Origin of the sequence: Acinetobacter calcoaceticus DSM 30006 = CIP 81.8 (genome assembly GCF_000368965.1) — a bacterium.
GTDB classification, from domain to species: domain Bacteria; phylum Pseudomonadota; class Gammaproteobacteria; order Pseudomonadales; family Moraxellaceae; genus Acinetobacter; species Acinetobacter calcoaceticus.
In genome coordinates, this window is record NZ_KB849780.1 from 746,687 (window position 1) to 760,705 (window position 14,019).

At 37.9% G+C, this 14,019-nt stretch carries 14 protein-coding genes and 1 other RNA gene; 12 read left to right on the forward strand and 3 right to left on the reverse strand.

All coding sequences use genetic code 11. The features are described 5' to 3' along the window. Positions 1-38: 38 nt before the first annotated feature. The 11 genes from pyrH to lpxA all read left to right on the forward strand — a co-directional run bounded on the left by pyrH (position 39) and on the right by lpxA (position 10,995). The gene (gene pyrH / locus F936_RS08430) at positions 39-767 is read left to right on the forward strand and encodes a UMP kinase (protein ID WP_003652185.1); all 729 of its coding nucleotides are present in this window, start codon (positions 39-41) and stop codon (positions 765-767) included. Positions 768-852: 85 nt separating this feature from the next. Beyond that, the gene (gene frr / locus F936_RS08435) at positions 853-1,407 is read left to right on the forward strand and encodes a ribosome recycling factor (protein WP_005046629.1); all 555 of its coding nucleotides are present in this window, start codon (positions 853-855) and stop codon (positions 1,405-1,407) included. Positions 1,408-1,412: 5 nt separating this feature from the next. Continuing rightward, positions 1,413-2,165, forward strand: a complete 753-nt coding sequence (uppS, locus tag F936_RS08440; RefSeq protein ID WP_003652183.1) for a polyprenyl diphosphate synthase — start codon at positions 1,413-1,415, stop codon at positions 2,163-2,165. After that, complete coding sequence (locus tag F936_RS08445) at positions 2,165-2,989, forward strand: phosphatidate cytidylyltransferase (protein WP_005046631.1); 825 nt, start codon at positions 2,165-2,167, stop codon at positions 2,987-2,989. The genes uppS and F936_RS08445 overlap by 1 nt, the downstream gene beginning before the upstream one ends. Next, the gene (gene ispC, locus F936_RS08450; protein ID WP_005046632.1) at positions 2,990-4,186 is read left to right on the forward strand and encodes a 1-deoxy-D-xylulose-5-phosphate reductoisomerase; all 1,197 of its coding nucleotides are present in this window, start codon (positions 2,990-2,992) and stop codon (positions 4,184-4,186) included. It begins immediately after the preceding gene. Position 4,187: 1 nt separating this feature from the next. After that, positions 4,188-5,543: an RIP metalloprotease RseP gene (rseP, locus tag F936_RS08455; RefSeq protein ID WP_005046633.1), complete on the forward strand. Its 1,356-nt coding sequence runs from the start codon at positions 4,188-4,190 to the stop codon at positions 5,541-5,543. Between the two features lie 36 nt (positions 5,544-5,579). Continuing rightward, positions 5,580-8,102, forward strand: a complete 2,523-nt coding sequence (gene bamA / locus F936_RS08460) for an outer membrane protein assembly factor BamA (RefSeq protein ID WP_005046634.1) — start codon at positions 5,580-5,582, stop codon at positions 8,100-8,102. Positions 8,103-8,142: 40 nt separating this feature from the next. Continuing rightward, complete coding sequence (locus tag F936_RS08465; RefSeq protein WP_003652178.1) at positions 8,143-8,643, forward strand: OmpH/Skp family outer membrane protein; 501 nt, start codon at positions 8,143-8,145, stop codon at positions 8,641-8,643. 4 nt (positions 8,644-8,647) lie between these two features. After that, entirely contained in the window at positions 8,648-9,718 is a 1,071-nt protein-coding gene (gene lpxD / locus F936_RS08470; RefSeq protein ID WP_005046635.1) for a UDP-3-O-(3-hydroxymyristoyl)glucosamine N-acyltransferase, read from the forward strand. Positions 9,719-9,724: 6 nt separating this feature from the next. Further along, positions 9,725-10,210, forward strand: coding sequence for a 3-hydroxyacyl-ACP dehydratase FabZ (fabZ, locus tag F936_RS08475; RefSeq protein ID WP_003652176.1), 486 nt, complete (start codon positions 9,725-9,727; stop codon positions 10,208-10,210). After that, a complete protein-coding gene (lpxA, locus tag F936_RS08480; protein WP_003652175.1) occupies positions 10,207-10,995 on the forward strand; it encodes an acyl-ACP--UDP-N-acetylglucosamine O-acyltransferase in 789 nt (262 codons plus the stop codon). The genes fabZ and lpxA overlap by 4 nt, the downstream gene beginning before the upstream one ends. 58 nt (positions 10,996-11,053) lie before the next feature. Here the strand turns inward: lpxA and F936_RS08485 are convergent, their stop codons facing one another. Beyond that, the gene (locus F936_RS08485; RefSeq protein WP_005046636.1) at positions 11,054-11,917 is read right to left on the reverse strand and encodes a YbgF trimerization domain-containing protein; all 864 of its coding nucleotides are present in this window, start codon (positions 11,915-11,917) and stop codon (positions 11,054-11,056) included. A 313-nt stretch (positions 11,918-12,230) separates the two neighbouring features. On the opposite strand from F936_RS08485, the gene ffs reads away from it, so the two are divergent. After that, positions 12,231-12,327: signal recognition particle sRNA small type (gene ffs / locus F936_RS18740), an RNA gene on the forward strand. Between the two features lie 15 nt (positions 12,328-12,342). On the opposite strand, the gene F936_RS08490 is transcribed toward ffs, so the two are convergent. After that, positions 12,343-12,825, reverse strand: a complete 483-nt coding sequence (locus F936_RS08490) for a regulatory protein RecX (protein WP_005046637.1) — start codon at positions 12,823-12,825, stop codon at positions 12,343-12,345. Between the two features lie 56 nt (positions 12,826-12,881). After that, entirely contained in the window at positions 12,882-13,928 is a 1,047-nt protein-coding gene (recA, locus tag F936_RS08495; protein ID WP_003652168.1) for a recombinase RecA, read from the reverse strand. Positions 13,929-14,019 lie beyond the last annotated feature (91 nt).

The window sequence follows — 14,019 nt, forward strand, 5'->3', positions numbered from 1 at the left end:
TAAAGAGCATTCAGTTTAAGAGGTTTTGGAGCAAAGTCATGGCGGAAACAATTAGCCCTCGTTATTCACGTATTCTATTAAAATTATCTGGTGAGGCATTGTCAGGTAATAAAGACATGGGTATTGATGCCCAAGTTTTAGATCATATGTCCCTTTCAATTGCACACTTGGTTGGCTTGGGTGTACAAGTGGGTATCGTTGTGGGTGGCGGTAATTTGTACCGTGGTAGTCAGTTGCAAAAAGATGGCCTAGTTGGTCGTGTAACAGGCGATCAAATGGGTATGCTTGCAACTGTAATGAATGGCTTAGCTATGCGTGATGCTCTAGTTCGTCGTAATATCAGAACTCGTCTTATGTCTGCATTGCCAATTGGTACAGTGGTAGAGTCTTATTCAAGTCGTGATGCTATCCGTCATTTGAGCCAAGGTGAAGTTTGTGTTTTCGTTGCGGGTACAGGAAATCCATTTTTCACAACGGATACAGCAGCATGTTTACGCGGAATTGAAATTGAAGCGAATTTGATTTTAAAAGCGACTAAAGTAGATGGCGTTTATAACAAAGATCCAAGTAAATTTGAAGATGCTGTTAAATACGATCATTTAACCTTTGATCAGGTGTTAGATGAAAAACTTGGTGTTATGGATTTGACCGCTATTTGTTTATGTCGAGACCATAATGTGCCATTGCAAGTTTTTGATATGAATAAATCAGGTGCGTTATTGTCAGTAGTAATGGGTGAAAAAGAAGGGACACGCGTTACTAAATAATGTACGTGTTACTGAAAGCTCTTTATACTAGCGCTAAATTAAATTTGTTAAATATATCTTTGAATAAATAAGTAAGGTAGATCATATGATTAACGATCTGAAAAAAGACAGCGAACAGCGTATGTTAAAAACTCTAGAGTCTTTGGAACTAGGGTTTGCTAAAGTTCGTACCGGCCGTGCACACCCATCAATCTTAAATGGTGTGATGGTTCCTTACTACGGTTCTGATGTGCCTTTAAATCAAGTAGCAAACGTGGGTATCGAAGACTCTCGTACACTTGTTGTTCAGCCATTTGAACGTACAATGGTTTCAGCTATTGATAAGGCAATCCGTGAAAGTGATCTTGGTTTAAACTCGATTACAGCAGATGCAATTCGTGTACCTTTACCAGCATTAACTGAAGAAACGCGTCGTGATATGCAAAAAGTTGCACGTAATGAAGCTGAAAATGCAAAAGTTGCGATTCGTAATATTCGCCGTGATGTATTAGGTGATATCAAAGCATTACTAAAAGAAAAAGAAATTTCTGAAGATGATGAGCGCCGTGCAGGTGATGATATTCAGAAAATTACTGACAAATATGTTGCAGAAGTAGACAAGCGTCTTGCAGCGAAAGAAGCAGAATTGATGAAGGTCTAATTTTTATGACCGATTCTGAAGAGTATCATCTTCCCAAGCATGTTGCCATCATTATGGATGGCAACAACCGCTTTGCAAAAAAAAATCAAATGCAAAAAGGTGATGGGCATCGGGAGGGTAAAAATGTTCTTGATCCTATCGTTGAACATTGCAAAAAAACTGGTATTCGTGCTCTAACTGTTTTTGCATTTTCAAGTGAAAATTGGAATCGACCGCAGTATGAAGTCGATCTGCTTATGAAGCTTCTGGAAGAAAGTATTCATGAGCAAATACCTCGCATGAAGGAATTTAATATTGCTTTGCGTTTTATCGGTGATCGTTCTCGATTATCCTCACATTTAGTTGCCTTAATGGAAGATGCAGAGCAACAGACAGCACACCATGACACTATGACCCTAACTATTGCAATTAGCTATGGTGGGATGTGGGACATTGCAAATGCAGCAAAACAGGTTGCTCAAGCAGTTTCCCGTGGTGAATTTGGTGCTGATCAAATAAATGTTGATTTGTTCGAAAAATATGTCAGTCTAAACGATCTGCCAGCTGTGGACCTATTAATCCGTACAGGCGGAGATTATCGCATATCTAATTTCTTGTTATGGCAAGCAGCTTATGCGGAACTGTATTTTACGGATACTTTATGGCCAGAATTTACAGTAAAAGAGTTCGATCATGCATTGAATGTTTTTTCAGGGCGTGAGCGTCGTTTTGGCAAAACATCTGAACAAATTCAGCAAGAGAAAATAGAGAATTTATAATGTTAGAGCGGATTGTTACCGCATTGGTACTTGTTGCAGTTGTTTTAGGCTGTATGTTTGCTACGCAATCACATTATCCAATGTTGGTTCTTATGATTGTTGCAGCAGGGGTTGCGGGGTATGAGTGGTATAAGTTAATGCCTCGCGAAACTGCAAATGCTGTTAAACCCAAAGCTTGGTGCTACGGTCTGCTTGTTGCATTTGTTTCAGGTGTTGCCCTATTTTTCCATGATATTGCATTACTTTTGTGGTCTGCTTCAATTTTGACTTGGATTGTAAGTGTATATTGGGTTAAGTCATTTCCAGAATTTGATGGCTGGTATAACGCGACCTTGTATGTGATTGGCATAATTTTAGTCTGTGCTGCGGTAACGTCAATTTTTGTAGTATGGCAGAGTTCACCATGGTGGTTAATGTATCTGTTCTTGCTCGTATGGGGCGCAGATAGTGGTGCTTACTTTGTTGGTCGCAAATTTGGAAAAAGAAAGCTAGCTCCGACCGTAAGCCCTAACAAATCAGTGGAAGGTTTGTACGGTGGTATTATTACGACCGTAGTAATAATGTTGGTTGTGCAATATCATTATCTAAATTTAACTTTAATTCAGCAAATTCTGTTTCTTATATTGTCATTAATTACAGTATTTGGTTCAGTTTTGGGTGACTTATTTGAATCCATGATTAAACGTCGTGCCGGTATTAAAGATTCTGGTCGTGTTCTACCTGGTCATGGTGGTGTTTTAGATCGTATTGATTCTTTACTTGCTGCATCCCCGATCTTTGCAACGGGGATGTATATATTAAAACTTATTGGTGTAGATTTATAGATGACACAATCTGTTTGCATATTGGGTGTAACCGGTTCCATTGGTCAAAGTACCTTAAAAATTTTAAATCAACATCCTGATAAGTATTCAGTGTTCGCAGTTTCAGCTCATAGCCGAATTTCTGAGTTGGTTGAAATTTGTAAACAGTTTCAACCAAAAGTTGTGGTTGTTCCAGAGCAAAAAGTTGTCGAATTAACAGCACTATTTGCAGATAATAAATTACAGAATATTGAAATTCTGGTTGGCCAGCAAGGTCTGGTAAGCATTGCTTCACATCCAGATGTTGATGTGGTTATGGCTGCAATTGTTGGTGCAGCAGGCTTACTGCCCACTCTGGCTGCTGTAAAAGCAGGCAAGCGAGTATTATTAGCGAATAAAGAAGCTTTGGTTATGTCTGGTGAAATCATGATGCAAGCAGCACGTGATCATCAGGCGTTGTTATTGCCAGTAGATTCCGAACACAACGCTATTTTTCAGTCATTACCTCATAATTATTTAGAAGCCGAAAGAAATGGGCAACCACAGCAGGGCGTATCTAGAATTTTATTAACAGCCTCTGGCGGCCCTTTTTTAAACCATTCTTTAGAGCGGTTAAAAGAAGTTACTCCTCAGCAAGCCTGTAAGCATCCTAATTGGTCTATGGGACAGAAAATCTCAGTTGACTCAGCTACTCTTATGAATAAAGGATTAGAGTTGATTGAGGCGTGCCATTTGTTTTCAATATCTGAACATTTTGTTACAGTTGTTGTTCACCCACAAAGTATTATTCATTCTATGGTGCAATATGTTGATGGTTCAACATTAGCACAAATGGGTAATCCAGATATGTGTACGCCAATTGCGCATGCTCTAGCATGGCCTGAGCGTTTACAGACTAATGTTCCTGCTTTAAATTTATTTGAGTATTCTCAGCTTAATTTTCAAGCGCCAGATATTCAAAAATTCCCAGCACTTGATTTGGCACGTCAAGCAATGCGTACGGGAGGATTGGCACCTACGATTTTAAATGCCGCAAATGAAGTTGCTGTTGCTGCATTTTTAAAGGAACAAATTGGATTTACAAATATTCCACAAGTGGTAGAACATACTTTGCAAAAATTGGAAAATTCAGTTGCTGAAAATATTGAGTGCATTTTAGATAAAGATGAAATAGCACGACACGTAGCACAGCAATATATATCAAGTATAGGAGGCTGAAATGAGCGCATTATTTATGATTGCAGCAGCAGCTCTTTTACTTGGTCCTTTAATTGCAATCCATGAGTTCGGTCATTATTGGGTGGCACGAAAACTAGGTGTTAAGGTTTTAGTATATTCGATTGGTTTTGGACCTACCTTACTCAAATGGACATCAAAAAAATCTGGAATCAAATATCAACTTTCAGCTTTACCATTGGGCGGCTATGTCAAAATGCTTGATGAGCGCGAAGGTAATGTTGCAGAGCAGGATTTACCTTATGCATTTAACCGCCAAAAACCATGGAAACGTATAGCAATTGTTGCAGCTGGTCCCTTAATTAACCTGATTTTTGCTGTCTTGCTTTTCTGGATCTTATTTTTACCAGCACAAGAACAACTAAACACTAGAGTTGGTAAAGTCATACCAAACTCACCAGCAGCCACTGCACAAATGCAAGTAGGTGACAAGATTATTGCGGTTGATGGAAAAGAAACGGAAACTTGGGAAAAGCTTAATTTTGCTTTGATTGATCGTGTAGGTGAAACTGGTAGTGTAAATGTTGATATAGACCGTGCGGGTACTGAGAAAAATATTGTTTTACCGATTAAAGACTTCTTAAAAAATCAGAATGAATCGGCTTTAGATGCATTAGGTTTTTTACCATATCGTCCTGTTATTCCAGCTGTTGTCACTGAATTGACTCAAGATGGAGCTGCAATTCGTCAAGGAATGAAAGTAGGCGATCGTATTGTTTCAATTAATGATCAAGCAATGAAAGACTGGTTTGATGTTGTAGAGGTAGTACAACATTCTCCAGAAAAATTACTCAATGTTGATGTTTTACGTAATGGTCAATTAGTTCATTTGCAAGTCATGCCTCAAGGAAAAAGGGACAACATGGGGCAAGTGAGTGGTGTTTTGGGTGTGAAAAGTGATGCAGGAAAAATTACAATTCCTGACGAATATAAGCAAGCAATTCAATATACTCCAATACAAGCTTTCGAGATGTCACTAGATAAAACTGGTCAAATCTCTAGCATGATATTGAGTTCAATAGTAAAAATGGTTAAGGGTTTAATTGGTTTAGAGAATCTTTCTGGACCAATTACAATCGCGAAAGTAGCAGGACAAAGTGCAGAGATGGGATGGCAGACTTTTATCTCATTTATGGCTTTAATGAGCGTAAGTCTTGGAATTTTAAATTTATTACCAATTCCAATGCTAGATGGTGGACATCTTGTTTATTACATTATTGAAGCTATTCGAGGAAAGCCTGTTTCTGAACAAATACAAATGTTTGGTCTAAAAATTGGTATGGTACTGCTCGGTAGTATGATGCTTTTGGCTTTATTTAATGATTTTATGCGTTTGTAAACGTATATGGACTTATAACTTACTGGAAAAACTGGCATGCGGCACACACATTTTTTAATGCCTTTGGCACTTGTTAGCGCTATGGCGGCGGTACAACAAGCATATGCAGCTGATGATTTCGTTGTTCGAGATATTCGTGTAGATGGGTTGGTCCGTCTTACTCCTGCAAATGTTTATACCATGTTGCCAATCAACAGTGGCGATCGCGTTAATGAACCGATGATCGCAGAAGCAATTCGAGCATTGTATGCCACTGGACTTTTTGACGATATTAAAGCATCAAAAGATAACGATACTTTAGTTTTTAATGTCGTAGAGCGCCCAATTATTTCAAAACTTGAATTTAAGGGTAACAAACTTATTCCTAAAGAGGCTTTAGAGCAAGGCCTTAAAAAAATGGGAATTGCTGAAGGCGAAGTTTTTAAGAAATCGGCTTTACAAACAATTGAAACTGAATTAGAGCAGCAATATACCCAGCAAGGTCGTTACGATGCTGATGTAACCGTTGATACGATCGCTCGTCCAAATAACCGTGTTGAACTTAAATTAAATTTTAATGAAGGTACAGCTGCTAAAGTTTTTAATATCAATATTATTGGTAATACTGTTTTTAAAGACAGCGATATTAAACAAGCCTTCGCAGTTAAAGAAAGTGGTTGGGCTTCTGTTGTAACGCGTAATGACCGTTATGCGAGAGAGAAAATGGCAGCGAGCCTTGAAGCTTTGCGCGCTATGTATCTCAATAAAGGTTATATCAATTTTCATATTAATAACTCACAGCTTAATATTAGTGAAGATAAAAAGAACATCTTTATTGAAGTTGCTGTAGAGGAAGGCAGTCAATTTAAATTTGGTCAAACCAAGTTTTTAGGTGATGCACTTTATAAACCTGAAGAATTACAAGCTTTAAAAATCTATAAAGATGGCGATACTTATTCACAAGAAAAAGTGAATGCTGTTAAGCAATTATTATTGCGTAAATACGGTAATGCTGGTTATTACTTTGCAGATGTGAATGTTGTTCCGCAAATTAATAACGAAACGGGTGTGGTTGACTTAAATTACTATGTAAACCCAGGTCAGCAAGTTACCGTACGTCGTATTAATTTTACAGGTAACAGTAAAACTGCCGATGAAGTATTACGTCGCGAAATGCGTCAAATGGAAGGTGCTTTAGCGAGTAATGAAAAAATTGATTTATCCAAGGTGCGTTTAGAGCGTACAGGATTTTTTAAAACTGTTGATGTTAAACCAGCACGTATTCCAAATTCACCAGATCAGGTGGATTTAAATGTAAATGTTGAAGAACAACATTCGGGAACTACAACATTAGCTGTAGGTTACTCACAAAGTGGTGGTATCACATTCCAAGCAGGTTTGAGCCAAACTAACTTTATGGGAACGGGTAATCGTGTTGCGATTGATTTATCTCGTTCTGAAACTCAAGATTACTATAACTTAAGTGTTACCGATCCTTACTTTACTATTGATGGTGTAAGTCGTGGTTATAACGTTTACTATCGTAAAACAAAGCTAAATGACGACTATAACGTTAATAACTACGTTACTGATAGTTTCGGTGGTAGTTTAAGTTTTGGTTATCCAATTGATGAAAATCAAAGTTTAAGTGCTTCAGTTGGTATTGATAATACTAAAGTAACCACAGGTGCCTTTGTTTCTACCTATGTCCGTGACTACTTGAAGGCAAATGGTGGTAAAGCAACAGGTTCAGAGACCTATTGTCCACTTGATAAACAAATTCCTATAAAAGATAGTGAGGGTAATATCACCCGCACTGAATGTGAGGAGGGTGGCGAAAGAACTTATGATAATGCATTTGAAGGTGAGTTCTTTACTTATAACTTAAATTTAGGTTGGTCATATAACACATTAAACCGCCCAATTTTTCCAACATCAGGTATGTCACATCGTGTAGGTCTGGAAATTGGTTTGCCGGGTAGTGATGTTGAATACCAAAAAGCAACTTATGATGCTCAGGCATTCTTCCCTATTGGTACTACAGGTTTTGTACTTCGTGGCTATGGTAAGTTGGGTTATGGTAATGATTTACCATTCTATAAAAACTTCTATGCGGGCGGTTATGGCTCTGTTCGTGGATATGATAACAGTACCTTAGGGCCAAAATATTCAAGTGTAAATTTACAAGAAGAGCAAAAAGATGACACTTCTCCAGAGGAAGTGGGTGGTAATGCTTTAGTACAATTTGGTACAGAGTTAGCTTTACCATTACCTTTCAAAGGAGATTGGACTCGTCAAGTGCGACCAGTTATTTTTGCTGAAGGCGGTCAGGTATTCGATACCAAGTGTGACGTTGGCTCTTACTCTATGATTATGAATGGTCAACAAATTCCAGATGCTAAAAAATACTGTGAAGATAACTATGGCTTCGACTTAGGTAATATGCGTTATAGCGTAGGTGTTGGCTTCACATGGATCACTATGATTGGACCATTATCTCTTAGCTATGCATTCCCTCTAAATGATAAGCCTGGTGATGAAACCAAAGAGATCCAGTTTGAAATCGGTCGTACTTTCTAAGTACGACTGGACTAAACATGAAATAAGGACACAAATTTAAATGAAAAAATTAAATATATTAATGTTAGGACTAGGTCTGACAGTTTCTGCTATGACTAACGCTGCGGGTTATGGTGTTATTGATCTTGCAAAAGTTGTTGAAAACAGTGCTTATTTGAAACAACAAAACGCAAGTTTAAATCAGTCAGTTAAACCTACAACAACTCGTCTTGAGCAGTTAGGTAAAGAATTAGAAGGTCTTCAACGTCAAGCCCAAACTCAAGGGCAAAAAATGAAAGAAGATGATATTAAAAAGCTCCAAGCGCAATATCAGACAAAACTCAATGAATTTAATTCGACTCAACAAGGTTTGCAGTCTAAAGTTCAAACTAGTTTGCAAGGAATGAACTCAACTTTTGAGACTCGCGTGAAGCAAGCAGCTGAACAATTACGAAAAGAAAATAATCTTGACTTCATTTTGAATAAAAATTCAACCGTTGCCTATGACGCTAAATATGATTTAACTGATAAAATGATACAAAAGGTTAATTCAATGAAATAAATTAATGAAAGTGCAACATTATCGTTTAGATGAATTAGCTCACCTCGTAAATGGTGAGCTAGTAGGTACGGGTAGTCTTCAGTTTCTAAACTTAGCAAGTTTAGAAAATGCTGAAACTCATCAAATTTCTTTCGTGAATGGCGAAAAGTATATTGATCAAGCAAAGGCTAGCCGTGCGGGTGCGTACATTGTTACAAGCCTTATTAAAGAACAGCTTACTGACAAACAAAATTTTATTATTGTTGATAATCCTTACTTAGCTTTTGCCATCCTTACTCATGTTTTTGATAAAAAAATCACATCGGTAGGTATAGAAAGTACCGCTCAAATTCATCCTTCGGCGATCATTTCTGAAACAGCATATATTGGTCATTACGTCGTAATTGGCGAGAATTGTATCGTAGGTGATAACACGATTATTCAGTCTCATACTCGACTGGATGATAATGTGGAAATTGGAAAAGATTGTTTTATTGATGCTCATGTCACCATTACTGGTGGATCTAAGTTATCTGATCGTGTGCGAGTTCACGCCAGTACTGTAATTGGTAGTGAAGGCTTTGGCTTTGCGCCATATCAAGGAAAGTGGCATCGCATTGCTCAATTGGGCTCAGTTATTATTGGTAATGATGTTCGTATTGGTTCAAATTGTAGTATTGATCGAGGTGCACTCGACAACACAATTTTGGAAGATGGGGTAATTATTGATAACCTTGTGCAAATCGCGCATAACGTTCATATTGGTTCAAATACAGCTATCGCTGCTAAATGCGGAATTGCTGGTAGCGTTAAAATTGGCAAAAACTGTATTCTAGCAGGGGCTTGCGGTGTATCAGGGCACCTTTCTATTACCGATAATGTGACTCTGACAGGAATGTCAATGGTCACAAAAAATATTTCTGAAGCTGGAACTTACTCTTCAGGAATTGGATTATTTGAAAATAGCCATTGGAAAAAGACAATTGTACGCTTGCGACAATTAGCAGATGTGCCATTGACCCAAATCACTAAACGACTTGATCATATACAAGCTCAAATAGAGTCTCTTGAATCAACCTTTAATTTGCGTAAATAGAATATTATGACCGAGTCAACTACACCTAAATTTGCCATCCCTGAATTACCAATGCAGATTCAAACGATTCGTCAATATTTGCCGCATCGTTACCCATTCTTATTGGTTGATCGTGTGACTGAAGTTACTGACAATAGTATTGTTGGTTATAAAAATGTTTCTATCAATGAAGAGTTCCTACAGGGACATTTCCCAGAATATCCAATTATGCCTGGTGTTCTAATTGTAGAAGCATTAGCTCAAGTTTCAGGTGTTCTTGGATTTATTATGAACAATGAAACGCCAAAACCAGGCTCTTTATTCCTCTTTGCTGGTGCGGAAAGAGTTAGATTTAAAAAACAAGTAGTTGCCGGTGACCAACTTGTATTAAAATCTGAATTAGTAATGCAAAAACGCGGTATCTACAAATATAACTGTACGGCTACCGTTGACGGTATTGTAGCAACAACCGCTGAAATTATGATTTCACACCAAAAAACAGAGCAGGCATGAGCAATCACGACTTAATTCATTCTACGGCCATTATTGATCCATCTGCAGTGATTGCTCCAGATGTCCAGATAGGACCTTATTGCGTTATCGGTCCAAATGTGACGATTGGTGCGGGTACTAAGCTACATTCACATGTCGTAGTGGGTGGTTTTACCAAAATTGGTCAAAATAATGAGATTTTCCAGTTCGCAAGTGTTGGTGAAGTTTGCCAAGACTTGAAATATCAAGGTGAAGAAACCTGGTTAGAGATTGGTGATCATAATTTAATTCGTGAGCATTGCAGTTTACATAGAGGAACTGTGCAAGATAATGCTTTAACTAAAATAGGAAGTCATAACCTATTGATGGTTAACACACATATTGCACATGATTGTATTGTTGGTGATCATAATATTTTCGCGAATAATGTCGGTGTTGCCGGACACGTACATATAGGTGATCACATCATTATTGGTGGTAATTCTGGCATTCATCAATTCTGTAAAATCGATTCTTACAGTATGGTGGGTGGAGCATCACTAATTTTAAAGGATGTACCAGCTTACGTTATGGCTTCTGGTAACCCAGCCCATGCATTTGGTATTAATATTGAAGGAATGCGTAGAAAGGGTTGGTCTAAAAATACAATTCAAGGTCTCAGAGAGGCTTATAAGTTAATTTTTAAATCAGGGCTTACCTCTGTTCAAGCTGTTGAGCAGATTAAAAATGATATTCTTCCGAATGTTCCTGAAGCTCAATTATTAATTGACTCTGTTGAACAGTCAGAACGCGGTATTGTGCGCTAAGACAATATATTAAAAAAAGACACTGCATATTGCAGTGTCTTTTTTTTGCTTAAAATTATTATTTATTAAAAAATTTGGCCTCTTCGGATTTTGGATACTGACTTAAAATTTTAGTTTTATATTGGTTTGCTGAAGCTGTATTTTTATCGACATCTTTAGCAATGCTATAGAGTTGATAAAGAGCACGAGGAGCTTTACTAGAATTTGGATATTGAGTTGCTACTACATTGTAGTTCTTTTTTGCCTCATTGTAGTTTACTGGATCAGTTGCTAAATTAAATTCAGCTAACCAAAAGTAAGCATTTCCCGTATAAACACTATTTGGGTGATTTTTAATAAAGTTTTGCATTGGAGAGATGGCTTTTTTTGCGCCACCTTGCTTATAGGCATCTAAAGCTACAGTGTAAGCAGCCTTTTCAAGCTCTACTGGGTTTGATTGATTTTGTGCTGGTGGTTGAGACGCTTCTGGTTGTGGAGGAGGAGTGGTGGAGGGGCTGCTTGTTGGAGTGGTATTTACTACTTTATTATCTGCTGTGGAGGTTTCTGTGCTTGCCGTAGCTGGAGTATCACTGTTTGCAGGATTATCTGATGGTGCACTTTCAGGATCAACTTTTTGATTAAGGAGTTCTAAGCGCTGATCTAGGTCAGTATAACGATTAGATAAATCTTTTTTCAATTGTTCAATATCGTTTGATTGCTCTTCTAATTGCCCACGTAAGGTACGTATATCATTTTCTAATTGTTGGTTTTTTTGCATTAATTCCCAGTTTAGATTACTAGGTACCGAAACATTATTAGAAGAAGTGTTACTTGGACTACCACCGCTTTGGCTTAAACCGCGAGACTCAATTGGAATGTTGGCATAGAGAGAGGTAGTGCTCATTAAGGCAATAAATAATAAAGAATGCTTCATCAATCGCATGAGTATAGGTCCATAATTTTATGTAAAAGCCAACTTGAGAAAGGAATATATAAACTATTCACTTAACTATCTAAGGTTTTAATTGGTTAATGCAATTAAAACAGCTAACAATATAAATGCAAGAATAGTTTACAATCTTCAAGCATATTTTATCCAAAATAAGATACAAGAAAGAATAAAGGAGAGAGAAGAATAGAAAGTTATGTATTTTTGCTGATGAATTAATCAATCGAAACATAAACTTGCTTAAAACTGGGAAGAAGGCTTGCAACTCTTTTAAAAATCTCTATACTTGGTCTGGCAATGGCAGCCCTGCTGGTGGCTTCGCAATTGTACTCTGTGAACCCCGCCAGGACCGGAAGGTAGCAACGGTAGCAGATCTATGATGTGCCGAAGTTTTGCTAGTGGGGCTGCCACCATTTTTATTAGTCCATTCTCCGCTGGACTGCTTTAATAATTACATCTAAATCAAATCCTCTATATTGTAAAAATCTAATCTGTTTTGCTTTAAGCTTTGGATCTTTTTCCACTTCTTCACCAAATTTTTTCACTTTGAGCTCATACGCTTGCTCTACCCAATCAATATCATGAATTTCATCTGCAATTAAATCATTTTCAAGCTGTTTAGTTTTTAAAGCTTGTTTAATGCGTTTTGGCCCTCTACCTTTACGAATTTGGCTAGCAAGCATTTGTTCAGCAACACGTTGATCACTTTGATAATTTTGTTCAGATAGCTCTTCAACGAGTTGCTTAACCTCTTCTGGGTTCTGAGCATAACGAGTCAATTTTTCAGTAAGCTCTGCTTTGGAATAATCTCGACGAGTCAATAAAGCGAAAGCATAAGAGCGTAAACGCTGGCCAGTAAGCGGGGTTCGTTGTTGAGACTGTTCTTCAGTTCTTTTGAACATATTAGGATTCCCTTGTAAAAAAACGCCCCGAAGGGCGTTTTAAGGCTTATGAATAATTAAGATTCTAATAAAAGATCAGCTTCTTCTTCATCTTCAACTTGAGCAGTATTATTACCTGTTGTTAACAGTTGTTCGCGGATATTACGTTCAATCTCTCCAGCCATTTGAGGGTTCTCTTCAAAGTGGCGAATAACATTGTTCTTACCTTGACCAATTTTATTACCTTGATATGAATACCAAGCACCTGCTTTTTGTACGATATCTTGCTGTACAGCTAAATCTACAAGTTCGCCTAGCTGGTTTGTGCCTTTACCATAGAGAATTTGGAAAAGAGCCTCTCTGAAAGGAGGAGCCATTTTGTTTTTAACAACTTTAACTCGAGTTTCAGAGCCGACGATTTCATCGCCTTCTTTTACTTGCCCAATACGGCGGATATCTAAACGTACAGAAGCGTAGAACTTCAACGCGTTACCACCAGTCGTGGTTTCAGGGCTGCCAAACATTACTCCGATCTTCATACGAATCTGGTTAATGAAAATAACCATACAGTTTGAGCGTTTAGCATTACCAGTAATTTTACGAAGTGCCTGACTCATTAAGCGAGCTTGTAAGCCCATATGAGAGTCACCCATCTCACCTTCAATTTCTGCTTTAGGGGTAAGTGCAGCGACTGAGTCGACAACAATCATATCAATTGCGCCAGAACGAACTAACATATCCGCAATTTCGAGAGCTTGTTCACCGTTATCAGGCTGTGATACAAGCAAGTTATCAATGTCTACACCGAGTTTACGTGCATATTGTGGATCTAATGCATGCTCTGCATCGATAAATGCACAAGTACCGCCAGCTTTTTGACATTGTGCAATCGCTTGTAGAGTCATTGTGGTTTTACCAGAAGATTCTGGACCATAAATCTCGACAATACGGCCTTTTGGTAAACCGCCAATCCCCAATGCAATATCTAAAGTCAAAGAGCCTGTAGATACAGCTTCAACAGCTTGAACAGTGTTGTCACCGAGACGCATCACCGTATTTTTGCCAAATTGTTTCTCAATTTGACTTAGCGCGGCTTGTAATGCTTTGCTTTTATTCTCATCCATCTCAAAAACCTCAATACTCTATGTTCATCACGTTTAACCCAAGTGGATGCATTGAATCTCAACTTGTTTCACTAGGTTAATAGTGACAGAT